The sequence below is a fragment of the Bifidobacterium criceti genome, assembly GCF_002286935.1.
GTDB lineage: Bacteria > Actinomycetota > Actinomycetes > Actinomycetales > Bifidobacteriaceae > Bifidobacterium > Bifidobacterium criceti.
This window is the reverse complement of sequence record NZ_MVOH01000015.1, coordinates 124,979-148,972: the sequence shown is the minus strand read 5'-3', so window position 1 is coordinate 148,972 and position 23,994 is coordinate 124,979. Positions and strand designations below refer to the sequence as shown.

The following is a 23,994-nucleotide window of genomic DNA, read 5'->3' as shown; positions in this document are numbered from 1 at the left end:
CGGGTGCCTGATGAACGGCGATGGTGGTCTAATGGTGGTAACCCATATACCATTGGTGAAAGGAGCCGATTATGGCCGACATCAAGGAACACTTCGAGGAATTCAAGGACCATATGGTCGAGAAGCATGAGGAGCACGAGGCGAAGCGCGACGAAAAGCGCGCCGAGCGCGCCGAGGAGCATGCCGCCAAGGTCATCGCCAAGGAGGACGAGAAGATCGTCAAGGCCGCCGACGATCCGGAGGCCAAGCTCGAGAAGATCACCGATAAGGCCGATGACAAGAAGGACAAGGCCGAAGGCAAGGCCGCCGATGAGGAGGCCAAGGCCACCGAGGATCAGGTCAAGCTCAACGACCGCTTCGGCACCCAGCTCGGTTGATTCCTTCCGACACCCATCACGGGACGGGGTTCTCCCCCGCCCCGTTTTTCATGCCTTGGTACCGTCACAGACCGCGGCGGCGCGCCGGCGCATGTAGCGCATATGCTGAGGATACGCCGCTTTGCCCTGTGCGAGGAACGCGGCCCGGCGCACACGTCGCGCATGGTGTAATGAATGAGGCGCGACAAGGCGCCCACATACGAAAGGAGCCAATCATGACTGATATGGCTGAAAAGATCGGCGAACTCAAGGGCAAGGCCGAAGTCAAGGCGGACGAGGTCAAGATGAAGGCCGGCGAACTCAAGGGCAAGGCGGAAGCCAAGCTCGATGAGCTCAAGAAGGAGCACGGGGACAAGGCCGAGTGACCGGGAGCCGTCGACGGTGAGGGGCGCGCACCATCAAGGTGCGCGCCCCTCACCATATCCTGGCGTCACCACGATGCCACCATGCGCCGTAACGCCCCGTCGGACGCCCGCGATGACGCGGTCGGCGCAATGCGCCCACCGCGCATACGATACGAAGGCGGATGCGCTAATCCGGTGGGCGAAGGACATGTTCACAAGGAGTGCTTATGACAGCAACGATCGCATCAATCACGCAACACATCATCGACGACCCACGTGACGCGCAATTCACCACGCGCGGCGAGCGGCCGGTATTCTCAGCCCCGTCGGACGCCCTCATCACGATCGTCGGGCAATCACCGAGCCTCAACGCGCAGACACGTGGACGCTGCTGGGACGACCGCAGCGGAGAGACGCTGCGTTCATGGCTCGACGTCGATGAATCGACATTCTATGACTCGGGCAAATTCGCCCTTGTGCCAATGGATTTCTATTATCTCGGCGATGCGCCGGGCGACAAAGGCGCCGAGGCGCCACGTCCATGGGTCGCACCCACGTACCATCCGCAGATCATGGCGTTGCTGCCGCATGTGCGGCTGACGATCCTCGTCGGCTCCTATGCGGTGCGCTACTACCTCAATGAGGATTCGAAGGCGCGCCTCGAGGACACGGTCAAGGATTTCGCCGACTACCTGCCTACGTATTTCCCGATCGTGCACCCCTCGGGACGCACCGACATCTGGCGTACCGAACACCCATGGTTCGATGAGACGGTCATCCCCGCGCTGCGCGAACAAGTCCACGCGTTGCTCGGCGCGTGAGGCCGAGCGTCCTCGGTTTCGATAGGGAGAGGGTCCCAAGGTGTGATGCATCGCACCTTGGGACCCTCTCATGCATGCCAAGGTGTGATGCATGGATGATATGGCTCATACGCGTTTGAGCTGCGCGGCGATCTTGATCGCCTCGACGCTCGCACCGGCCTTGTTGCGCGTTTCCAGCCATTCGTTCTCGGGCACCGAATCGAGGACAAGGCCCGCTCCCGCCTGCACCGATGCCTTGTGGTCGCGGATGAACGCCGTGCGGATCGCGATCGCCATGTCCATGTTGCCGGAGAAGTCGAAATAGCCGACGGTGCCGCCGTAGATGCCGCGGTCGGCCGGCTCCATCTCGTCGATGAGCTCAATCGCCTTCGGTTTTGGAGCCCCTGACAATGTGCCCGCAGGGAACGCGGCCGTGAACACGTCCATGACGCCCATGCCGGGAAGGACGCGTCCGGTCACCGTCGAACAGATATGCATGATGTGGCTGTACCGCAGCACATCCATGAGCGAGACGACTTCGACCGATTCCGGTTCGCACACACGGCTCAGGTCGTTGCGCGCCAGATCGACGAGCATGATGTGCTCGCTGCGCTCCTTCGGATCGGCGAGCAGTTCGTCATGCAGCCGCTCGTCCTCCTCCGGCGTCTTGCCCCGTGGGCGCGAACCGGCGATCGGGAAGCTCATCGCAAGCCCATCGTCGACCTTGATGAGTGTTTCCGGCGAGGAGCCGATGACATTGAAATCGCGCCCCTGCGCGTCGGTCAACGTCATGAAGTACATGTACGGACTCGGATTGAGCGTACGCAGCACACGGTAGACGTCGAATGGGTCGGCCGGCGAGTCGATGTCGAGGCGTTGGGATCCGACGACTTGGAAGACGTCGCCGTCGATGATGTGGCGTCGCGAACGCTCCACCATCGCGAGGAAGTCCTCCTTCTTCGTGCGGAACCGCAACTCGGGCTGCGCGACGTCCGGATCGATGACATTGACACGGAACTCGTCCTGCGTGGGAGTCGCGGCCCGCAGCTCCATCCGTTCGACCCTCGCGACGGCCTCGTTGTAGGCGGCGGCCTCACGCGTCGGCTTGTCATCGACGTTCACGGCATTCGCGATGAGCCAGACGGAACCGGTCTTGTGGTCGACGACGGCGATGTCGGTCGCCAATGCGAGCGTCAACTCCGGCTGTTCGGTCTCATCCGGCGCATTCGCCGGCAGCGTCGGCTCCCAATGACGGATCGCGTCCCACCCGATATTGCCGACAAGGCCACTCGTCAGGTTCGGCAGGCCGTCGACCTTCGGCGACCGCAGGACGTCAAGTGTCGCGCGCGCCACATCGATGACGTCGCCTTCGACGGGTACACCCGACGGCACGTCGCCGAGCCAGTCGGCGCGTCCGCCGTTCGAGCGCAGCTGCGCCATCGCATCGACGCCGATGAAGCTGTATTGGCTCCATGTGCCGTTCGTCTCGGCCGATTCGAGGATGAACGTGCCGGAACGGTGCCCGGCGAGCCGTTCATACAGGCCGACCGGGGTGAGCGAATCCGCGAGGATCCTGCGCACGATGGGAATGATGCGGTAGCCTTCGCCGGCGAGTTCATGGAACTGTTCACGGCTGGGCCAGGTCTCCCCCCAACCCAGGTCACGCACGCTGACGGCGCTCATCATGCCACCTCCTGTTGTCCATCGGGACGTTCGCCGACGACGGCCGGCAACGGGCCGCCCTCGTCGAAACAGCTGCGTTTGCCGGTATGGCACGCGGCGCCCACCTGATCGACCTCGATGAGCAACGCGTCGCCATCGCAATCGAGGCGCACGGACTTCACATACTGCACATGACCCGACGTGTCCCCCTTGCGCCAGTATTCCTGACGCGAACGCGACCAGAACGTGACACGTCCCGTCGTCAGCGTGCGGCGCAACGCCTCATCGTCCATATATCCGACCATGAGCACCTCATGCGTGTCGTACTGCTGCACGACGGCGCATACGAGCCCTTGTCCGTCGTATTTGAGCCGCGCCTTGATGCGCGGGTCGAGCGTCACCGTATTGTCATAGGTCATTTCAGCTTCGCTGCCCATCATGCTCCATCATCAATATTGGGAAACCACATATGAACCACATCATCATACATGCGCATGCGCCCTTGGGCGCACCGGCCTCAGCGCACCGTATAGCCGGCGCGGCGCAATTCGTCCTTGACCTCGCCGATCGTGACCTTGCCGAAATGGAAGATCGATGCGGCGAGCACGGCGTCCGCGCCCGCGGCGATAGCCGGCGGGAAATCCTGCGCCTTGCCCGCGCCGCCCGACGCGATGATCGGAATCGAGACGACTTCGCGCATCGCACGGATCATCTCGAGGTCGAACCCCTGCTGCGTGCCATCGGCGTCCATCGAATTGAGCAGGATCTCGCCGGCGCCGAGTTCCTCGGCGCGTTTCGCCCACCACAACGCGTCGATGCCCGTCGACGTGCGTCCTCCCATCGTCGTGACCTCGAATCCGGAGCGCGTATGCTGCTCGCCTCGTTCACGTCTCGCGTCGACGGACAGGACGAGCACCTGGTTGCCGAAACGTCCTGCGACGCGGCTGATCAACGTCGGATCGTTGATTGCCGCCGTGTTGACACCGACCTTGTCGGCGCCGCAGCGCAGCAGCGAATCGACATCCTCGGGCGTGCGCACACCACCGCCGACGGTCAGTGGGATGAAGACCTGCTCAGCCGTACGCGTGACGACGTCGATCATCGTCTGACGGTGCGAGCTTGACGCGGTCACGTCGAGGAACGTCAATTCGTCGGCGCCCTGACGGTAGTACTCGGCGGCGAGCTCGACGGGATCGCCCGCGTCCTTGAGGTTCTCGAAATGGACGCCCTTGACGACGCGTCCGGCGTCGACGTCGAGACATGGGATAACACGGACCGCCAAAGACATGGGCGCACCTCTTCAGATCGTTGTATCGGACGGGAACACGAATGGTTCCAGCGTACCGATTCCCTGTTACATCGACATTGGGTGACGTTCCCCGTGCCCGCATCGTGAAACAGCGCCACGCTCCGGACGAGGCGGCGCACATCCGCACAATCGTTGCAATACCGCGGATGCAACCGCAGGTTGCCCGGCCATCTTGCGGTTGCACCAGCGCATGCAACCGCAAGCTGATGGACGCGGGGCACGCCTTTCGGGCATAGTGGATGCCATCGCCCCGGCCACCGGAAAAGGCCCCACGGCAAAGGAAAGGAACGACGGCCATGAGCTTCAGGGACAATCTGCAATACCTGCGTGCACAACGCAACATGACACAAGAGCAGCTCGCGATGCTGCTCGGCGTATCCAGACAGGCGATCAGCAAATGGGAAAGCGACAAAGCATATCCGGAAATGGACAAACTGCTCATGATATGCGACCTGTTCGGTGTCACCCTCGACGACCTCGTCATCGGAGACGTCCGCACGCCGGTGACGCACGCCGAAACGGCCCATCGGGAGGACACGGACGGTGCACGTCCCCCAAAAGCGGTCACGGGCGCAGGGATGCCGCCCCTTCCTGAACCATCCGCATTGCCGCAGGACATCACCGGATACGACGAACACATGCGCTCGTTCGACAGGAGGATTTCCACGGGCATGTTCGCGGTCATCTTCGGCGTCGGCGTCGGCCTGTTATTCACCGGCGAGCATGCGCTGCCGGTATCGCCGTCGTTCGGCGATTTCCTCGTCTTCCTGTGCGTCGCGATCGGCGTGCTCGTCGCGCTCGCGTTCTTCATCCCAGCGGGCCTCGACCATGCCGAGTTCATGAGGCGCCACCCGTTCGTCGAGGACTTCTACACACGTGAGGACCGCCAGCAGGCGATGCGCACGCTCACGATAAGCCTCATCTTCGGCATCGGGCTGATCCTCATCGCGCTCGCGTTCCTCATCCTCGCCGACAGCGCGCTGCACATCGACGAGGGATGGCCGACCGCGTTGTTCATGATGATCATCGCCGGCGGTGTCGCTGCATGCACATTCGGTGGCATGAACTATGCGCGCATCGACGTCGCGGCATACAACAAGGAGGCAGTGCGCGAGGAACGCAGCCGGCATATGGACACGATGGAGGGCCTCAACGGCGCGATATGCGGCACGATCATGATCCTTGCGACAATCGCGGGACTGTCGATGCTGTTCTTCTTCGACGGCGGACCGAACGGCATGTTCTGGATGTCGTGGGTCATTGGCGGACTGCTGTGCGGCATCTCGTCGATTGTCACGAACGCGATCGCCGAACGCGACACGAAACGCTGAACGGTCCGGATCATTGACCGATGAGGGGCGATGCAGCGCATCGCCCCTCATCGGTACGTCATGCGCGCTTGCGGCCGCACAGCGCTTGGATTGGCCGTAGATGCCCGCAATGAGCTCAAGGTTCTCACGTACATTGAGATGCTCCGCGACAGCCGTCTGCTGCGGGGAAACGTTGATGCGCTCACTGATCCTCGCGCCGTCGGTGAGCACGGATTTGCCGAGCACGTATGCGCCCCCGCTCGTGGGGCGCGTCAATCCAGTGAGCATCGATATCGTCGTCTTGCCTGCGCCGTTCACGCCGAGTAGCGCGAAGAAGCTCCCCTGCTCGACGACGAGGTTCTCATCGTCGACGGCGGTCGTGCCGCCATACCGTTTCGTCAGATGCACGGTGCGTATCGCAGCCATGACACGCTCCTTCCTTTGTCGCCACCGACCGTTGCGTCGCCGTCCGTTCCGCTTCCAGTTGAGCCTTGAGCGCCCTGTAGACGTCGGATGTCGAGCGTCCGACGAAGTCGCCGTCCCATTCGAGGTACCGCGAAGCGATCATCGTCGCAAGACCATGCACGTAGACCCACAGCTGCATATGGAACGCGTACGCCCGCTCATATGACACACCAAGCTGTGCGGCGACAAGTTCGATGACGGGACATACATCCTGCTCCGCCTGTTCCATCTCATGCCGGGTGCGGGGCCGCATGAACAGCATCGCGAACAGTCGGGGTTCCCTACGCGCGAAGTCGATGTAGGCAAGTCCGCTCGCGAGATACGGCTTGTCCCCTCCGTCCTCCATCGCGGCACGGATATGGTCGTTGTACGCCTCATTCGCGGACAACCAGACGGCATGGTGCAACTCCTCCATGTTCGTGAACGCGTCGAAGATCGGCCTGACCGAGCACCCGAGACGGCTCGCCAGCGCCCGTGCACTCAGTGCGTCCGCCCCCTGTTCGCGGACGATCGCGAAGGCGGCGTCGATGATCTGTTCACGTGAATATTTCGGTATCCGCGGCATCATGCATCTCCATTCGTATGGCATCGTGTGACATGGTCACCGGTCATCACATAGAATAACACCCGTTACGTAACACCTGTTACATTATTCTCGCGGCGATGCACGGTGCGCACCGGCAGCCGTCTGTGCAACACAGCAGAAAGCCCCGCACTGTGCGCATGGCATGCGCACAGTGCGGGGCTCGGAACCCGGCGTCCAGTGGTGTCAGGAACGCTGCGGCATCGTCATATTGATGGTCTTGGCGGCAAGCTGCCCGCAGGCGCCATCGATGTCCTGGCCCCTCGTGTCACGCAATGTCGCGGTGATGCCGGCGTTGTGCAGGATCTCAAGGAACCGTTGTTCGTCCTCGGGCTTCGACGCCGTCCATTTCGAGCCCTCAATCGGATTGAGCGGGATCGGGTTGACATGCGCCCAGTTGTCACCGTAATGGTTGAGTTTGTTCGCGAGTTGGCGCGCGTGCACCTCCTGGTCGTTGATGCCACGCATGAGCGCGTATTCGATGCTCACACGGCGCTTGCTCGCGAGATAGTAGTCGTGGGCGGCGTCGAGCACGGCGTCGACGTCGAACCGTTTGTTCATTGGCACGAGCTCATCCCTCAGCTCATTGTTCGGCGCGTGGAGCGAAACGGCGAGGCGGACCGGAACGCCTTCCTGCGCGAGTCTGCGGATACCGGGGACGACCCCGACGGTCGACACGGTGATGTTACGCGCCGAGATGCCGAAGCCTTCAGGAGGCATCGCGCTTATCTGGCGTACAGCCGACATGATGGCCTTGTAATTGCCCATCGGCTCCCCCATGCCCATGAACACGACATTGCTCAAGCGCCCGGGGCCCCCGGCCACCTCACCGCGTTGCATCATCGCCGCCGAGACGCGCACCTGCTCGACGATCTCACCAGCGGACATGTTGCGCGTCAGCCCCAACTGTCCGGTCGCGCAGAACGGGCATCCCATGCCGCAACCGACCTGGGACGATATGCACAGCGTCGTGCGGTTCGGGTACCGCATGAGCACCGACTCGATCTTCGCATCGTCGAACAGATTCCACAACGTCTTGACCGTCTGTCCGTCGTCGGCGACCTGACGCGTCACTTCGGTGATGAGCGTCGGGAAGAACGCCTGTTGCACGTCCCCGCGCAACGAGGAGGGGACATCGGTGAAGGTCGAGGCATCGGCGTCGAAATGGGCGTAGTAATGGTTCGCGAGCTGTTTGACGCGGAACTTCGGCATGCCGAGCGCCTTCGCGCGTTCGATGCGTTCTCCGGCATCCATGTCCGCGAAATGCAGCGGTGGTTTGCCACGGCGCGCATGGTCCTTCGCGAGCACATCACGGAACGCGCCGGACGTGCCTCCGGGCGTGATGCCGCTTTCCGGCTCGTCATGCGTCGTGGCGGTGGAACGGAACGAATCGTCACAGGTCATGGTCGTCACACTTTCGTCGGATGGATGGATGGCATAGGCCCAATACCGGATGGGCGCGCGTCGCGAGGGCGGCCGGTCACAGTCCGGTCATCCACAGCAGCACGCATATGAACGGCGCGCACATGAGGATCGAATCGACACGGTCGAGGATGCCACCGTGCCCTTTGAGCAGATGGCCCATGTCCTTGATGCCAAGGTCCCGTTTGATGAGCGATGCGCACAGGTCGCCGAACGTGCCGACGACGCCGATCATGATGCCGGCGATGATGGGCACCCACCAATGCGACGCCCACATCGACGCCTCATAGGTGCATGCGAACACGACAGCACAACCAGCCATCGCGAAAAGAATCGAACCGCATAAGCCTTCGACCGATTTCTTCGGGGATATCGTCGGGCACAGCTTGTGCCTGCCGAGCCATGCCCCCGCGAACAGGCCGCCCGTGTCACTCAGCGCCGGCATGAACACGATGAGGATCGCATGCGAGACCGGATGTCCATTGAACGTGACCGGCATGATGATGCATGAGGCAAGCAAGGGGATATAGAGGACGGTGAACATCGACACAGCCACTTGCGTCAGATGGCTATGCGGTTCCTGTGCAAGGTGCTCCGCGCGGGGACCGTTGCCGTCCGAGGCCTTGTTCGCGACCGCCTGCGATGTCCTGCCGTTGAGCGTGATCTGCAGACTCGCGGTGACGGCGACGATGATGAGCGACGCCATCACACCTGTCGCCATCGCGACGACGTGCTGCTCACAGAAGTAGACGGCGAGCAGTGTCGCAGTCGAACAGATCCAAAGCGTGAGCAGTGGGATGTGCAGGTTGCGGGTCGCGAAGTCCACCCTGAGTTCCCACAGCGCCGGAATCATGAACACGACGACAAGCAATGCGAACAGCATCGGATCGATGAACAGGCATGCAAGGATGATGACGATGAGCACGACGGCCGTCGCCACGGCCTGGGGCATGTTGCGGCCGGTCCTCTTGTTGATCTGTTCGAGTTTCTCCTCGGCCTCATGGGATTGCTGCATATGCGGCACCGTTGCCTTCCTTCAGTGGGCCGGGTGTGTCCTTGGTCCGAGGACACACCCATGCATGACATACAACGATGCGCCCACGCGCGTTCCCGAAGCTTCGGGAACCGTTTTTACGCGTCGGGCGCATCGAATGGCAGGAGGTGTCAGACCTCCATGATCTCCTTCTGCTTGCCTTCGAGCAGGGCATCGAGTTCCTCGGTGACCTGCTTCGTGACCTTGTCGAGGTCCTTGAGCAGGCGGTCGCCCTCATCCTCACCCATCTCGCCGTCCTTGACGGCCTTGTCAATCGCTTCCTTCGTCTTGCGGCGGATGTTGCGCACAGCGACCTTACCGTCCTCGGCCTTCGTCTTGGCGAGCTTGACGTATTCCTTGCGGCGGTCCTCGGTCAGTTCCGGCATCGTCAGCAGGATCTGCGCGCCGTTGCGGCGTGGGCTTGCACCGAGGTCGGAATCACGCAGCGCCTTTTCGACGGCGTTCGCCTGTGATGGGTCGAACGGCGTCACGGACAATGTCCGCGGTTCCGGCACACCGATCGTCGCGACCGACTTGAGCGGCGTAGGCGCGCCGTAGTATTCGACGACGATGCCGTTGAGAAGCGCCGGGTTGGCGCGGCCGGTACGGATACCGGAGAAGTTCTCCTTCGTCGATTCGACGGATTTCGCCATCTGTGCCTTGGCTTGGTCCACGAGATTTGCCATGTTGTTCTCCTTTGATGAAACCTGTGTTCACTATGCGTACCGCGTGGGCGTCACGCGAGTTGGGATTCGCCATTGGACACCAGCGTACCAATGGATTCGCCGAGCAACGCGCGGGTGACGTTACCGGGCGCTTCGAGGCCGAACACGCGGATGTGCTGGTCGTTGTCACGCGCCATCGCCATCGCCGACGCGTCCATGACCGCGAGGTTGTCAACGAGTGCACGTTTGTAGCTCAGACGGGCGAACCGCTTCGCGTCGGCATCCTTGCGGGGGTCGGCCGTATAGACACCATCGACGCCGTTCTTGCCCATGAGTACCTCGTCGCAATGGATCTCAAGCGAACGCTGGATCGACACGGTGTCGGTCGAGAAGTACGGCATGCCGGCCCCAGCGCCGAAGATGACGACACGCCCCTTTTCGAGATGTCGGATCGCCTTGAGGGGAATGTATGGTTCAGCGACCTGTCCCATCGTGATAGCCGTCTGCACGCGCGTCGCCTGCCCCTCCTGCTCGAGGAAATCCTGCAGCGCGAGACAGTTCATGACGGTACCGAGCATGCCCATGTAATCGCCGCGGGAACGGTCAATGCCGGCCTGCTGGAGCTCGGCGCCGCGGAAGAAATTGCCGCCGCCGGTGACGATGGCGACCTGCACGCCCGCTGCGACGGCCGGAACGATCTCCGACGCGATGCGGCGCACCACCCCTGTGTCGATGCCGACACTACCTCCGCCGAAGGCCTCCCCCGAAAGCTTGAGCAACACCCTACGTGGTTCGGACTGTGCCGTTTCTTCTGCCATACCGTGCCTTTCGTTGCCGATCGAACGCATAATGCCGTCTTTTAGAGTATCGGTGGCGTTTGACACGGAAAGGGGTCGCCCGTCATTCCTGACGGGCGACCCCTTCGATATGCGATGTCCGCGGTGCGGCCATCAATGGATGCCCGCACCGGCCATAGCATCAGTCGACGTCGGCCTCTGGGCCCTTGCCGACCTCAAGGCGTGCGAACGCGAGGGCCTGGCCGCCGACCTCCTTGAAGAGGTCGCCGATCGACTTCGACGGATCCTTGACGTAGGCCTGCTCAAGCAGCACGTTCTCCTTGAAGAAGGCGTTGAGACGTCCCTCGACGATCTTCGGGACGATCTTCTCCGGCTTGCCTTCGGCGAGGGACTTCTCGGTCGCGACGCGACGTTCGGCCTCGACGACATCCTCCGGGACATCCTCACGGGTGAGCCAACGCGCACCCATCGCGGAAATCTGCAGGGCGGCCTCATGGGCCACGGCGGCGCCGGCCTCATCGGTCGCGATCATCGCGACGATGCTCGGCGGCATCTCGGCGGACTTCTTGTGGGCATAGATCTCGACGCGCGGTCCGGTGATCTTCGCGAACTGGCCGACCTTGACATGCTCGCCGAACAGCGCGGCGGCCTCTTCGATGTCGGTCTTCACGGTGCCGTCCGCGGACGGGGCTTCAAGGACGGCCTCGATGCTGTCCGCGTCTGCCTTGACCGCATCCGCGAGGACCGTGTCGGCGAAGTCGACGAACTTCGGCGTCTTCGCGACGAAGTCGGTCTCCGAATTGAGCTCGACGGCGTAACCGGTCTGGCCGTTCGCCGAATCGATGACGGTCGAGGCGATCGTGCCTTCCTGGGCCTTGCGGCCCTCGCGCTTGCCAGCGGCTTGGATGCCCTTCGCGCGGATGATTTCCTTCGCGCGCGCGACATCGCCTTCGGCCTCGGTGAGCGCCTTCTTGACGTCCATCATGCCTGCGCCGGTCTCCTCACGGACCTGCTTGATCAATGCTGCGGTGATAGCTGCCATTGATATCTCCTTGGTTTGAATGAAAAGTGTTCAGGAAAGCCATGGTGTGCGGCGATGCATCACGCGTCGCCGCACATGGATCACTTGGCTTCGGTGTCCTTCTCGGCCTGCGAGGCTTCGAAGTGGGCGCCCGAGCGGGCGGCCTCGGAGGAGGCGCCTTCGGCTTCGTCATCCTTGAGGACGGCGCTCTCGGTGACGACGGCGTTCTCACGATCGGTCGTCTTGCTGTCGTTCTCGAGCAGTTCCTTCTCCCAAGCGGGCATCGGCTGTTCGGCATTGTCACCCTCAGCCTGGGCGCCCTTGTTGGAGCGTTCGATCTGGCCTTCGGCGACAGCGTCGGCGAAAAGCGTCGTAAGCAGTTCGATGCCGCGGATTGCATCGTCGTTCGCCGGAATCGGGTATTCGACGGTTTCCGGATCGGCGTTCGTGTCGACGATCGCGACGACCGGGATGCCGAGCTTATGGGCTTCCTCGACCGCAAGCGCTTCCTTGTTGACGTCCACGACGAACATCGCGGAAGGCGTGCGGCTCATGTTGCGGATACCACCGAGCTGCTTCTCGAGCTTGTCCTTCTCTCGCTCAAGGAGCAGCAGCTCCTTCTTCGTCAGACCGGAGCCGTGGACATCGGAGAAGTCCATCTTCTCGAGTTCCTTGAGACGCGTGACGCGCTTGGAGACGGTCTGGAAGTTCGTGAGCATGCCGCCGAGCCAACGCTCGGACACATACGGCATGTCCACGCGGGTCGCCTGGGCCTTGATGGCTTCCTGAGCCTGCTTCTTCGTGCCGACGAACAGGACGGTGCCGTTGTGCTCGACGGTCGTCTTGATGAAATCATAGGCGACGTCGATCAGGTCGAGTGTCTTGAACAGGTCGATGATATAGATGCCGTTGCGCTCCGTGAGGATGTACTGCTTCATCTTCGGGTTCCAACGACGGGTCTGGTGTCCGAACTGAAGACCCGCTTTCAGCATCTCGCTCATGGTGATCTGAGCCATGGTATTGCTACCTTTCTTGTCGGTTATTGCCTAGCCATGCGGCATTGCGTGCAATCTCGCCCCCGCTTGGGGTTCGACCGACCGACACAAGCCGTCGCTCGCATGGCGCGTATTCACGATGCGCGTGTAGGGGATGTGTTTGTGACGTCCCCGCGCGCGACTGCGGGGCCGCCGGATGGCGCACCATCGTCGAATATAGCATGGGCTCCTCCCAGAATCAACGATTCTGCGAGGAGCCCACCGACGTGGATGGCTCAGCGCTGCAGACTGCGCATCCTGCGCATCGCCGCGCGTCGTTCGTCCTTTTCAAGACGGTCGATGTACACATGGCCGTCAAGGTGGTCGGTCTCATGCTGGAGCATGCGCCCCATGATGCCGTCGCCTTCGAGGACGACCTCGTTGCCGTCGAGGTCGATGCCACGCACGCGCGCATATTCGGCGCGGCGGGTCTTGTACCACAATCCGGGCAGCGACAGGCAGCCTTCGTCACCGTACTGTTCGCCCCTCGTCTCCTCGAGCACCGGGTTGAGGATGTAGCCGACGCGGCCGTCGAGATTGTAGGAGAACGCGCGCAGGCTCACGCCGATCTGGTTCGCGGACAGTCCCGCACGTCCAGGATCGTCGACGGTGTCGAGCAGGTCCTCGACAAGGCGGCGCACCGCCGGCGTGATCTCGGTGATGGGATCACACGGCGTGCGCAGGACGGGATCGGGTACGACTCGAATTTCACGGATTGCCACTGGTCACTCCTCTGTTTTGGGTTGCTCGGTCTTCGTCTCAGGGTCGAGGTCGCCCATATTCGTGGCGTCTCCCCTGTCACGTATGGCGCCGGTGCGCTCATCGCGCCACTCGCCGAAGCGCTCCTGCACGTTGTCGATCGCGTGCCGCACGCGCGGCGTCACGTTCTCGGACGCGGCACGCACGCTTTCGCCGGCCTTCCTCACCGTCTCCGTCGTGCTTTCCAGGATCTGCATGCCGACATTCGGTGTGCGCACGGAGGCCATCGGCGCGTACAGCTCACCTTCGATCACATCGGCATATTGTGTGAGCACCTTCGGACGAACGACCTTCATGCTCGCCGTCATCGTGCCATCCTCAAGGCTGAAGTCCTCGGGGAGCACGATGAACTTGCGCACCGATTCGGCGCGTGACACCGCGGCGTTCGCGCTGTCCACATATTGCTGAATGAAGGAATGGACGGCATCGCTGTTCGCGACATCCTCCATCGGCAGGTCGGGGTCGAGCCCCTGCTCCTTGAGCCACGACGGCGTCATATCCGGGTCGAGTGTCACGAGCGCGCCGATGAACGGCTTGTTGTCACCGACGACGACGGCATGGGCGACGATCGGACACTCGCATATCGTGTTCTCCATTGGCGCCGGGGAGACGTTCTTGCCGCCCGCGGTGATGATGATGTCCTTCTTGCGGCCGGTGATGTACAGGAACCCCTCGTCGTCGATTGTGCCAAGATCGCCCGTGTGCAGCCAACCGCTCGGTTCGAGGACCTCGTCGGTCTTCGCCGGGTTCTTGTAGTAGCCGAGGAACACGTTCGGGCCTTTGACCTCGATCTCGCCATCCTCGGCCGTGCGGACAGCCATGCCGGGGCCGGGCCGTCCGACCGAACCGGGACGGTTCGCCTTCTGCCAGTTGACGACCATCGGCGCGGCCGTCTCCGTCATGCCATACCCCTGGATGAAGGTGATGTCATCCATGCCGTTGAAGAAATGCACAAGATCGGTGTTGATCGGCGCCCCGCCACATGCGAGGTAGCGCAGGTTGGGGCCAAGCGCCGAGCGGAATGACGACGCGACAGTGCCCATATAGAACGAATGCTTCATACGCATGATCGCTGAAGGGTGCTTGTGCTCGACCTCCATCTTCGACCATGCGACGAAATGCTTGTACGCGTTCGCGAAGATGCGGCCGCGCATGCCGGCGCCGGCCTTCTGCGACGCCGCGTTGAACACCTTCTCGAAGACACGTGGCACGCCAAGCAGATAGGTCGGTTTGAACCCACGCAGATCGGCAAGCAGATGCTTCGCCCCGGGCACATAGCCGACGACGCCATGGCCGCCGATCGCCGTGTATTGGATGTAACGCGCGAAACAATGCGCAAGCGGCAGGAACAGCAACAGCCTGTTCGGCTCATAGAGCATCTCCGGCAGGATTTCATAGCCGTTCTTGACGATATGTGTGAAATTGCGGTGCGACAACATCGCACCCTTCGGTTTGCCGGTCGAACCGGACGTATAGACAATCGTCAGCAAATCGTCCGCACGCACCCGGCCGATCGCGTCATCCAACGCGTCATCGTCGACGGCCTCGCCGTAATTGATGAGCGCGTCGAGCGCGCCGTTCTCGATGTTGAGTACATGCTTGACGCATGGATGCTCGGCGGCGATGTAATCGAGGGTATGCGTATGCGCCTCGTCACCACCGAACGCGATGAGTGGCTCGACCTCCTCGACGATCGAGGCGGCCTGCTTCGGGGAATCCGTCTCATAGATCGGCACGGAGACCGCACCGATCGCCGCACAGGCGAAATCGAGGACGCCCCACTCATAGCATGTGGCCGAATACAGCACGACCATCGTGCCTTGCCGTGCGCCGAGGGCCATGAGGCCCTTCGCGACACTGCGCACCTGGGCGAGCATCTCCCCCGCCATGACATCATTCCACTGACGTGTCCTTTCGTCCTTCCATTGGGCGATGAGGTCGTCGGGGTCGGCGATCGCGCGCTTGGACAACAGCGAATACACTGTGTCCCCCTGCGTCGTCACATAGATATTGTCAAGTCCATATTCCCTGAGCATGTCTCCAACTATAACGCAGGGGGACGCGAGCGACCGACGATTCAGCCGAGGTCCATCAGGACGCACATCCAGCGCGACCCCACACGCACGAGGCGCATGTTGCCGCAATGGTGCTTCCCTCCGATGGTCAGATGTATCGAGACCTCCATGACGGTCTCGCTCAGCATCATCACATGGACGAGGGTCGGCATGACCGGTGCATAACGCATCCTGAGCACCGGTTCGGGGAGTGTGCGCGGATCACACGTGAGAACCGAACGCATCATCTCGATACGCTCGATGCACTCGGGCTGCATATATTTCGCAAGCGAGCTTCCCGACTGGCGTGCACGCATGACCTCGATCGCCGAACACAGCGTGCGGCATATCTGCATGATGAGGTTACGGATATAGGAATCGGCGTATTCGTGCATGAAACACAGCTGCACATGGTAGCGCAACGATTCGCCCGGCACCGCGAGCGGAATCTCACCGTCGAAATACGGCAGCACCTGTGCGGCACACTGTTTCATGCGTTCTATCGCCTTGAGGTCGGCGATCCGGGCCAACCGAGCGCGTTCGCGGTCCCTGCGCACGTCGGCGTCGAATTCCTTGCGGCTTTCCTCGTCCATTTCCTCGTACAGTTTCGACCATCCGAGGTCGAGGACTTCGTCATCATTGTTGTCCCCCGTAGGCTCATCCTGCATGTAAGCATCGTCGCTCCTGACCATGTACGGGCCTCCTTCTCTTTATTCTTTCATCTGTCGTCGCTTGGGCGTTCCACGCGTCTTGTGCGGCCATATGCAGACCGCGAAGCGGCGGCGCATATGGGATGCACATGGGACGCAATTGGATACGCCAGCATTGTTTTGTTGTTGTTCATAGCGGTCGACTCCCTTCCTCCCCAGTTCGCACCGTTGATTCCGTGAATCTCCCCGCCGCAATCGAATGTAGCGTATTTCGCAGCAATATGCCAACGCTTTCACTTGGACATTCCATTTGTGGATAAACTGTGCATCATCCACAATCGAACAAATTATTGTGGATTTGTGTTGATGTTCCGCAAACGCCTTCTCAAACGTGGCGGTATTTCGCCCTTTTTGCTCATGCGCGTTGAATACGTTTGCACAATGAACTAATCGAACAAGATGTGAATTGCGACACCATACCGATATATTGTCGTATCCACATATTGAGAATCCACAGCGTCCCCCCACACTTCCAGAAGCATGAAAACGCACCATACGCCCTTTCCATGGCATATCGGCACACGTACAATCCGTAGACACTTCATGCCAAAATGTTCGCCTTCGGCGATATACGTACGCGAAGCGCGTACCCCTCAGAGCCGCCTCCCATATAGCAAAGCGGGGCCGTGGTGCACGCAATGGTAGCGTTGCGCGCACCACGGCCCCGTCAATGCAGGAAGGCTCCGCTCAGCGCCCCGTGGGCGTCACAACGACATCACAGCGCTGGAAGTTCTTGAGGTCGACGTATCCGGTGGACGCCATCGCACGGCGCAACGCACCGATGAAGTTCGTCTTGCCGTCGGCCATGTGGCTCGGTCCGTAGAGGATCTCCTCAAGCGTGCCCACGGTGCCCACATTGGAACGCAAGCCACGCGGGAGCGTCTCATGGCGGGCTTCCGCACCCCAATGCATGCCATGGCCCGGAGCTTCCTTCGCGCGTGCGAGCGGCGCGCCAAGCATGCACGCATCCGCGCCCATCGCAAGGGCGGTCACGAAACTGCCGGAGTTGCCCATGCCGCCGTCGGCGATCACCTGCACATAACGGCCACCCGATTCGTCCATATAGTCGCGGCGCGCCTCGGCGACATCGGATATCGCGGTCGCGAGCGGCACATGCACGCCGATTGTCTTGCGTACCGCGGAGACCGCGCCGCCGCCGAAGCCGACGAGGACACCCGCCGCGCCGGCGCGCATGAGATGCAGCGCCGCCGTGTAGTTCGCGGCGCCGCCGACGATGACGGGGACATCAAGGTCGTAGATGAACTTCTTGAGGTTGAGCGGCTCATGGTCGGTCGACACATGTTCGGCGGACACGGCCGTCCCACGGATGACGAAGAGGTCGACGCCCGCCTCGAGGACGGTCGAGTAATACTGCTGCGTGCGCTGCGGCGACAGCGCACCGGCGACCGTCACCCCTGCGTCACGGATTTCATGGAGACGCGAAACGATGAGCTCCGGTTTGATCGGTTCGGAGTACACACGCTGCAGATAGGCCGTCGCCTCATCCGGGCCAAGCTCACCGATACGCGCAAGAATCGGCTCAGGGTCGTCATACCTCGTCCACAGGCCTTCAAGGTCGAGGACACCGACAGTGCCGAGCCGACCGAGCGCGATCGCGGTCTTTGGGCTCGTGACCGAATCCATCGGCGCGCCGATGACGGGAATGTCGAACTGGTAGGCGTCCACTTGCCATGTTGTGGACACGTCCTGCGGATCACGTGTGCGGCGCGAGGGGACGATCGCGATGTCGTCGAGCCCATAGGCGATGCGGCCCTTCTTGCCAAGGCCGATTTCAATTTCCTGAGACATGGTTCTTAGGCTAATGCTCAGCAATGACACGCAAAGCACCGCGTTTTTGGACAATCGACCGTCGACGAAACACTCATGCGCTAAGCATGTCTATCGAAACAATCGATCACTCACTGGAGGAATCCCCCATGGCGAAAATCAAGGTCGAAGGAACCGTCGTCGAACTCGACGGCGACGAGATGACGCGCGTCATCTGGAAGGACATCAAGGACCGTCTCATCCTGCCCTACCTCGACGTCAACCTCGATTACTATGACCTGAGCATCCAAAACCGTGACGCGACCGACGACCAGGTGACGGTCGACGCCGCGGAGGCGATCAAACGCGAGCACGTCGGCGTCAAATGCGCGACGATCACGCCGGACGAGGCGCGCGTGGAGGAATTCGGACTCAAGAAGATGTGGAAGTCGCCGAACGGCACAATCCGCAACATCCTCGGCGGCACGATCTTCCGTGAGCCCATCGTCATCTCGAACATTCCGCGCCTCGTGCCCGGATGGACGAAGCCGATCGTCGTCGCGCGCCACGCGTTCGGCGACCAGTACAAGGCGACCGATTTCAAGGTCCCCGGCGCCGGCAAGTTGACGGTGACGTTCACGCCGCAGGATGGCTCCGCGCCGATCGAACACCTCGTCTTCGACTACCCCGGCGCCGGCGTCGCGCAGGTCCAGTACAACCTCGACGATTCGATCCGCGGATTTGCGCGCGCATGTTTCAATTACGGACTGCTGCGCGGATACCCGGTCTACCTGTCGACGAAGAACACGATCCTCAAGGCCTATGACGGCGAGTTCAAGGACATCTTCGCCGAAGTGTTCGAGACCGAATACAAGGACCGCTATGAGCAGGAGGGCCTCACCTACGAGCACCGCCTCATCGACGACATGGTCGCGAGCTCGCTCAAATGGCATGGCGGCTATGTGTGGGCCTGCAAGAACTACGACGGCGACGTGCAGTCGGACACCGTCGCACAGGGCTTCGGGTCGCTCGGCCTCATGACGTCGGTCCTCATGACGCCCGACGGCCAGACCGTCGAGGCCGAAGCCGCGCACGGCACCGTCACACGCCATTACCGCCGTTGGCAGCAGGGCGAGAAGACGTCGACGAATCCGATTGCCTCGATCTACGCATGGACGGGCGGCCTCAAGCACCGTGCGAAGCTTGACGGCACCCCGCAGGTCGCCGATTTCGCCGAGAAGCTCGAGCAGACGATCATCTCGACCGTTGAAGGCGGCCAGATGACGAAGGACCTTGCGATGCTCATCGGCCCCGACCATCCGTGGCTTGACACGGAGGGATTCATGGATGCGCTTGACGAGAACCTGAACAAGACGCTTCGGGGCTGACGGGCCCTGCCGGGACGAACGGCCCGGGAGGTGGGGCCACATCCGCCATCCCGGGCCGTTTGCCGTCTTTCCGAGTACAATCGTGCTGTGTTCGTCCCCGACCATCCTCGAGAAAGCGGTACGTCATGTCATCCATGAGTCCCATTCCCCTGCGTCGCCGCATGATGATGGCGCTGTGCTGCACGCTGTCGTTCACATTGACGGCGTGCTCGGGCGCGACCGGGGGCGCCCCGGAATCAGGGCTTGAGGCGACACCGTCCGAGACGAATGGGTCGGTGGCGATGTTCGTACCGAATGACGGTTTCACGATCTCCCAGAATGTCCCAATCAACACATGGAACAGATTTGTAGACGCCACATCGGACGCACTCGTCGAACATGGCTTCGAAAACAGCTCGATCGACGCGCATATGGATTCCGATTTCGACAAGCAAAGCAGGAGCCTCGATACATATGTCCGCGAATATGTCGAGCGGACGGATGAAGGACGACATACTGATTCCAATACCGACGAGGGAACAGTGACGCTCATCGTCGCCCCCGCGGTGCGGACTGCGGAATCGACGAAATACTATGGCGATTACGCGACGCAGACACTCAGCGCCGAAACCACCGACGGCGGCACGGACGAACGGGCATACCACGAGGCGCTCACGCGCACCGTCGATGCGCTCACGCTCGCCAAATCAGCGGGTGTGCACGTCATCGTCCTCTCCACACGCATCCCCGGCTTCACCCCCGACGTCTTCGTATCGATGTGCGACGCAGAACAGATAGGACGTATGCAGGCACAGCAGCTCGTCAACAAACTCGAACTCGACAAGACAAGCAAAGACAATCCCAAACGCATCGAAATCATGCTCCCCCTCAACGGGCGCGCCACGCATATGGACGATGAACAGCAGTTCGCGCACGATGCATTCGTCGGCGCGTGGAGCGTGCTCGGCACCTATTTCCGCTCCGGGGTCGTTATGAGTCCTTCACTCAAACTCTCCGCGGCTTCGACCGAGGACGATTGGCACGATGTCGCGTTCGAAGCGAAGAACGCCGATGATGTCGTCGACGAGATCAAGGCACGGCTGCGTACGAACACGAAAGGCACGTTCACACCAATCGACGGCGTCGTCTCGATGAACGACTTCGTCGCATCCGGTGTCGTCAAGGGACTCGCCGACATGGGGTATGTCGGCACGGCAGCCGACATCAACCCATCGATCACGGTCGGCGACGTCCTTGGCAACATCGCGGGCAAACATGATGTGCAGCGCGGCAAGGTTCCCGAACCGACACAGGCCCCCAAACCGGGCGTCGACGCCCACACGGGGGATGAAAGCGCCAACGGCGGCGCGGCGGCGGCCTCCTCCAGCCGTTGGCCGATCATCACCGGCTACGGCGCCTACGTCAGCAACATTCCGAACATCGTAGACGGCAAGCAGTGGATGACCGGCCTCGCCTCGCGCAACGACAACGCCGAGGGCATCGCGGCCTTATGCCAGGCGTTCGACCGAGGCGAAGGAGCGGCTTCGACTCGGCATCTCAACACCGTCGACGGTGTGCCGACGATGGCGCTCCCCCTCGTCGCAGTGAGCGCCGGCAACCTCAAAACGGCGCTCATCGACCCAGGGTACATCTCGCTCGCGGACGCCGACCTGTAGACATGAGCGGTCCGGCGTACGCTCATTCAACGAGCATGACGCGCTGCGCATGAAGCCATCGTTCAGGGTCGACATACCTCCTTCCCGCAGCACGCATGCCCCAGTGCACGCATGTGCCGTCACAATGGTCACTTGTTCCAGACACGGTGCCGAACGGCTCGCCGCGACGAACCCTCGAGCCGACAACGAGTGATGTGACCGCCGGTTCGAAGGTCAACGTCCATGCGCCGTGCACGATGCTGACGACCGATTTGCCTGCGACCTTGCCTGAAAAACTGATCGAACCGTCCACAGGCGCGACAAGCGTCGTCCCCTCCTGCGCCTCGATGTCGATGCCCCTATGTCCGGCAAGCCATACCTGGGCAGGCCCGTCGAACGCCGAAGCAACAATGCCTCCCTTGACCGGCATGACCATCGCGGGTGCGCATCCATCGTCGGCATGGGCGCAGCCGGTCTCCCGCACACCCACGGCAAGCGCCGACGCCGATACGACGAGCATCGTCACCGATACGAGTGCGTTGCGGCGCATACGGCCGCGCATCGCCTCGATACGCTTCCTCCGCTTCGCCCGGCGGATGTGTGCCGCTTGTTCGTATTGTCCCATACGCTTCCTCCTTCGGATCGTGGATCGTCGGTTCCACTATCCGACGCAGCGTATGCCGCTGTCCATCACGACGAAGGTATGTGTACGGACGGCCCCTGGATACGGCGTGTCGCAGTCAAACAGGCATCATCACTGTGGATACCGGTAGCATATGCAACAATAACGCGTCCACCCTCGTCTTCAATCAAGCGAATCGAGGACATCGTCGATGAGCATGCGCCCGGGAATACGCCCCTCATCCAGATCGCGCAACCGCGGGAACCTGCGTAACGCATTCGTCGGACTCGCGCACGTCGCCCGCGAGACATTCGATTTGCTCATGCCATGCGCCACCGCACGTTCGGCGAGGCGGTCGACAAGTGAATCAGCTACTTGACGCAACCGTTCCGCAACCCACAGCTGGGCGAGTTCCGGAGAGAGGCCATAATCCTCGACGAGCTCGGACGAAGATTCCTGGACAGCGGCCCAGACGACCATGAACGGTTTGCGAAAATACGCGATCTGCTCGTTGTCCGGCTCATCCGCGATCTGCTCGAGTGCATGCCGGTCATCTGTGTTCGTACTCATGATGAAGCTCCTCCCCCGCCTCCGCACGCGCCGCACCGCCTTGTCCGATGCCGGGAAGGAACGCCGGACGCACATGAGATGCAAAACGCCCCGCCACGCGACGACCAAAGCGTCAATGGCGGGGCTCACCGTCGGGCTGACAGGATTTGAACCTGCGACATTCTGCTCCCAAAGCAGACGCGCTACCAAACTGCGCCACAGCCCGAATCGGCCGAAGACATTCGTCTTCGAGCACAAAAAGAGATGATACCACGGATCATGGTCACTTCGATACAATATGGAGTGTCGTATCGAAAGGGTTACCATGAAACGTCACCAGAAGGCCGAATCCGCGGGCCTCATCTCCTTCTTCTGCTGCGCGGTCGTCGGCGGCATCGCAATCCTGGTCTACCTGCACAGGGCGCCCGCGTTCTGGCAATTGTCGCAACGCCGGTTCATGGCCTCCGCTGCCCTCGTCGCGGCATGCGGCGTCGTATCGTTCATCACCGGGTACACGCACCGCATCGGCATGCTCAACAAACACGTCATGTGGGCGGTCCACATGCGCCGCGCGTTCGAGATCATCGCATTGTCCTTCGTCTACGCGGTCACATTGTTCCTGACAAGCTACACGTTGTTCTGGGTGCTCAATTCGATGATGGGAAAGGTCATCTTCGAGATGTACCTGCCGGCGCTCACGGCGACGCTCGCCGGCGTATGCGGCTACATCACGTTCGTGCAGGCGGAACTGATGAACGCGAAGACGCTCGCGTCGCTGCTGCCGTTCTTCGTGATCGCGGGCGTCGGCACCGCATGTTCGACGACGAACGACCCACACTGGTTCAAGAACAACTTCTCCGAACTCGGCGACCGCACGACGTTCGCAGCGAGCATGTTCAACATCACACTGATCTTCGGCGGACTGTCGATCATCATCATCACGTATTTCGCGATATCCGAGCTCATCACGACGTACAAGGTCGCACGCCCCGACGGCACGATAGGCATCCGCACACCCGACGTCTCCTACCGCATCCCGAAGTTCAAGGTGCGCATCATCATCCTGTCCGTCCTGCTGACGCTTTCGGGGATCGCGTTCATCGGCATCGGCACGTTCCGCTACACCCCGCACCCGATCCTGCACAATGTGTTCGCACGCGGCATGCCGTGCGTCATGTTCGTGCTGCTCGTCGCCCTCCCGTGGCTCGCGCCGCAGCTGAGCAAGGCGTTCTATGCGATCTCCGATATCGCGCTCGTCATATGCGCGCTTGCCGGCATCGCATGGCTCAAAGGGGACAATACGTTGACGAACGTCGAAGCGCTCGCCGCGATGCTCTTCCTGGGATGGTTCATCGGATTTTCGCGGCAGATCGCCGCGATCGAAGCGGACCGCATCCAGCAGGAGCTCATCGCCCATGATGTCGTCGATTCGTCCGAACTCGACGAACTTGTCGACGATGAGAAAAGCATCGGGTTCAACACAATCCTCACCGACACCGCATCCCCCACGCTTGCGGCGAAGGTCGCGGCGCATGACAAACAGAACGAGGCGGCCGCGCAGCTCGCGAAATGATGCGCCATGACCGTGGTCTGTCGGTACGGCGACGCCCCGGGACAATCGATTGTCCCGGGGCGTCGCCGTACCGACAGACCACGGTCATCTTTTCACCTGGGTTTTCACCCAAGGCC

Annotated in this window: 23 protein-coding genes, 1 tRNA gene and 1 pseudogene; 7 read left to right on the top strand and 18 right to left on the bottom strand. The window is 61.6% G+C overall.

All coding sequences use genetic code 11. The features are described 5' to 3' along the window. Window positions 1-71: 71 nt before the first annotated feature. The 3 genes from B1526_RS07220 (at window position 72) to B1526_RS07215 (ending at window position 1,542) form a co-directional block, all read left to right on the top strand. Entirely contained in the window at window positions 72-377 is a 306-nt protein-coding gene (locus B1526_RS07220; protein ID WP_095615376.1) for a hypothetical protein, read from the top strand. Between the two features lie 215 nt (window positions 378-592). Further along, window positions 593-742, top strand: coding sequence for a hypothetical protein (locus B1526_RS09195; protein WP_164470457.1), 150 nt, complete (start codon window positions 593-595; stop codon window positions 740-742). Between the two features lie 206 nt (window positions 743-948). Then, on the top strand, window positions 949-1,542 hold the full coding sequence (locus B1526_RS07215; RefSeq protein ID WP_095615375.1) for a uracil-DNA glycosylase family protein: 594 nt from the start codon (window positions 949-951) through the stop codon (window positions 1,540-1,542). Window positions 1,543-1,647: 105 nt separating this feature from the next. Here the strand turns inward: B1526_RS07215 and B1526_RS07210 are convergent, their stop codons facing one another. The 3 genes from B1526_RS07210 to hisF form a co-directional block, all read right to left on the bottom strand. Beyond that, window positions 1,648-3,204, bottom strand: coding sequence for a chorismate-binding protein (locus B1526_RS07210; protein WP_095615413.1), 1,557 nt, complete (start codon window positions 3,202-3,204; stop codon window positions 1,648-1,650). After that, window positions 3,204-3,620, bottom strand: a complete 417-nt coding sequence (gene hisI, locus B1526_RS07205) for a phosphoribosyl-AMP cyclohydrolase (RefSeq protein WP_095615374.1) — start codon at window positions 3,618-3,620, stop codon at window positions 3,204-3,206. The genes B1526_RS07210 and hisI overlap by 1 nt, the downstream gene beginning before the upstream one ends. An 80-nt stretch (window positions 3,621-3,700) precedes the next feature. Next, the gene (gene hisF / locus B1526_RS07200) at window positions 3,701-4,471 is read right to left on the bottom strand and encodes an imidazole glycerol phosphate synthase subunit HisF (RefSeq protein ID WP_095615373.1); all 771 of its coding nucleotides are present in this window, start codon (window positions 4,469-4,471) and stop codon (window positions 3,701-3,703) included. A 317-nt stretch (window positions 4,472-4,788) separates the two neighbouring features. On the opposite strand from hisF, the gene B1526_RS07195 reads away from it, so the two are divergent. After that, window positions 4,789-5,823: a helix-turn-helix domain-containing protein gene (locus B1526_RS07195; protein ID WP_095615372.1), complete on the top strand. Its 1,035-nt coding sequence runs from the start codon at window positions 4,789-4,791 to the stop codon at window positions 5,821-5,823. A gap of 114 nt (window positions 5,824-5,937) precedes the next feature. Here B1526_RS07195 and B1526_RS07190 read toward each other — a convergent pair. The 12 genes and pseudogenes from B1526_RS07190 to B1526_RS07135 form a co-directional block, all read right to left on the bottom strand. Then, window positions 5,938-6,228: pseudogene (locus B1526_RS07190) on the bottom strand (ATP-binding cassette domain-containing protein); the annotation flags it as partial. Further along, on the bottom strand, window positions 6,164-6,835 hold the full coding sequence (locus B1526_RS07185) for a TetR/AcrR family transcriptional regulator (protein ID WP_235607098.1): 672 nt from the start codon (window positions 6,833-6,835) through the stop codon (window positions 6,164-6,166). The pseudogene B1526_RS07190 and the gene B1526_RS07185, both read right to left, overlap by 65 nt. A 201-nt stretch (window positions 6,836-7,036) precedes the next feature. Further along, window positions 7,037-8,254: a 23S rRNA (adenine(2503)-C(2))-methyltransferase RlmN gene (gene rlmN / locus B1526_RS07180; protein ID WP_095615371.1), complete on the bottom strand. Its 1,218-nt coding sequence runs from the start codon at window positions 8,252-8,254 to the stop codon at window positions 7,037-7,039. Window positions 8,255-8,330: 76 nt separating this feature from the next. Beyond that, window positions 8,331-9,296 (bottom strand): phosphatidate cytidylyltransferase, encoded by a 966-nt coding sequence (locus tag B1526_RS07175; protein ID WP_407641011.1) that lies wholly within the window; start codon window positions 9,294-9,296, stop codon window positions 8,331-8,333. 140 nt (window positions 9,297-9,436) lie between these two features. Further along, a complete protein-coding gene (frr, locus tag B1526_RS07170; protein ID WP_095615369.1) occupies window positions 9,437-9,991 on the bottom strand; it encodes a ribosome recycling factor in 555 nt (184 codons plus the stop codon). 50 nt (window positions 9,992-10,041) lie between these two features. Beyond that, entirely contained in the window at window positions 10,042-10,788 is a 747-nt protein-coding gene (pyrH, locus tag B1526_RS07165; protein ID WP_095615368.1) for a UMP kinase, read from the bottom strand. A 160-nt stretch (window positions 10,789-10,948) separates the two neighbouring features. Next, the gene (gene tsf, locus B1526_RS07160) at window positions 10,949-11,809 is read right to left on the bottom strand and encodes a translation elongation factor Ts (protein WP_095615367.1); all 861 of its coding nucleotides are present in this window, start codon (window positions 11,807-11,809) and stop codon (window positions 10,949-10,951) included. A gap of 80 nt (window positions 11,810-11,889) precedes the next feature. Further along, the gene (rpsB, locus tag B1526_RS07155; RefSeq protein ID WP_095615366.1) at window positions 11,890-12,804 is read right to left on the bottom strand and encodes a 30S ribosomal protein S2; all 915 of its coding nucleotides are present in this window, start codon (window positions 12,802-12,804) and stop codon (window positions 11,890-11,892) included. A gap of 254 nt (window positions 12,805-13,058) precedes the next feature. After that, a complete protein-coding gene (locus B1526_RS07150) occupies window positions 13,059-13,544 on the bottom strand; it encodes a peptide deformylase (protein WP_095615365.1) in 486 nt (161 codons plus the stop codon). Window positions 13,545-13,547: 3 nt separating this feature from the next. Then, the gene (locus B1526_RS07145; RefSeq protein WP_095615364.1) at window positions 13,548-15,617 is read right to left on the bottom strand and encodes an AMP-dependent synthetase/ligase; all 2,070 of its coding nucleotides are present in this window, start codon (window positions 15,615-15,617) and stop codon (window positions 13,548-13,550) included. Window positions 15,618-15,658: 41 nt separating this feature from the next. Further along, a complete protein-coding gene (locus B1526_RS07140) occupies window positions 15,659-16,327 on the bottom strand; it encodes an Rv3235 family protein (RefSeq protein WP_095615363.1) in 669 nt (222 codons plus the stop codon). 705 nt (window positions 16,328-17,032) lie between these two features. Further along, window positions 17,033-18,154, bottom strand: a complete 1,122-nt coding sequence (locus B1526_RS07135; protein WP_095615362.1) for a GuaB3 family IMP dehydrogenase-related protein — start codon at window positions 18,152-18,154, stop codon at window positions 17,033-17,035. Window positions 18,155-18,282: 128 nt separating this feature from the next. Between B1526_RS07135 and B1526_RS07130 the strand changes: the two genes are divergently transcribed. Then, window positions 18,283-19,500, top strand: a complete 1,218-nt coding sequence (locus tag B1526_RS07130; protein WP_095615361.1) for an NADP-dependent isocitrate dehydrogenase — start codon at window positions 18,283-18,285, stop codon at window positions 19,498-19,500. A gap of 134 nt (window positions 19,501-19,634) precedes the next feature. Next, window positions 19,635-21,155: a substrate-binding domain-containing protein gene (locus tag B1526_RS07125; protein WP_157908716.1), complete on the top strand. Its 1,521-nt coding sequence runs from the start codon at window positions 19,635-19,637 to the stop codon at window positions 21,153-21,155. 22 nt (window positions 21,156-21,177) lie between these two features. On the opposite strand, the gene B1526_RS07120 is transcribed toward B1526_RS07125, so the two are convergent. From B1526_RS07120 to B1526_RS07110, 3 genes are all read right to left on the bottom strand, one after another. After that, window positions 21,178-21,759, bottom strand: a complete 582-nt coding sequence (locus tag B1526_RS07120) for a peptidoglycan DD-metalloendopeptidase family protein (protein WP_235607097.1) — start codon at window positions 21,757-21,759, stop codon at window positions 21,178-21,180. A 180-nt stretch (window positions 21,760-21,939) separates the two neighbouring features. After that, window positions 21,940-22,326 (bottom strand): transcriptional regulator, encoded by a 387-nt coding sequence (locus tag B1526_RS07115; RefSeq protein WP_095615359.1) that lies wholly within the window; start codon window positions 22,324-22,326, stop codon window positions 21,940-21,942. Window positions 22,327-22,457: 131 nt separating this feature from the next. Continuing rightward, window positions 22,458-22,531: transfer RNA gene (locus tag B1526_RS07110), tRNA-Pro, on the bottom strand. A gap of 99 nt (window positions 22,532-22,630) precedes the next feature. Here B1526_RS07110 and B1526_RS07105 point away from each other — a divergent pair. Beyond that, complete coding sequence (locus B1526_RS07105; RefSeq protein WP_201260141.1) at window positions 22,631-23,878, top strand: ABC transporter permease; 1,248 nt, start codon at window positions 22,631-22,633, stop codon at window positions 23,876-23,878. Window positions 23,879-23,994 lie beyond the last annotated feature (116 nt).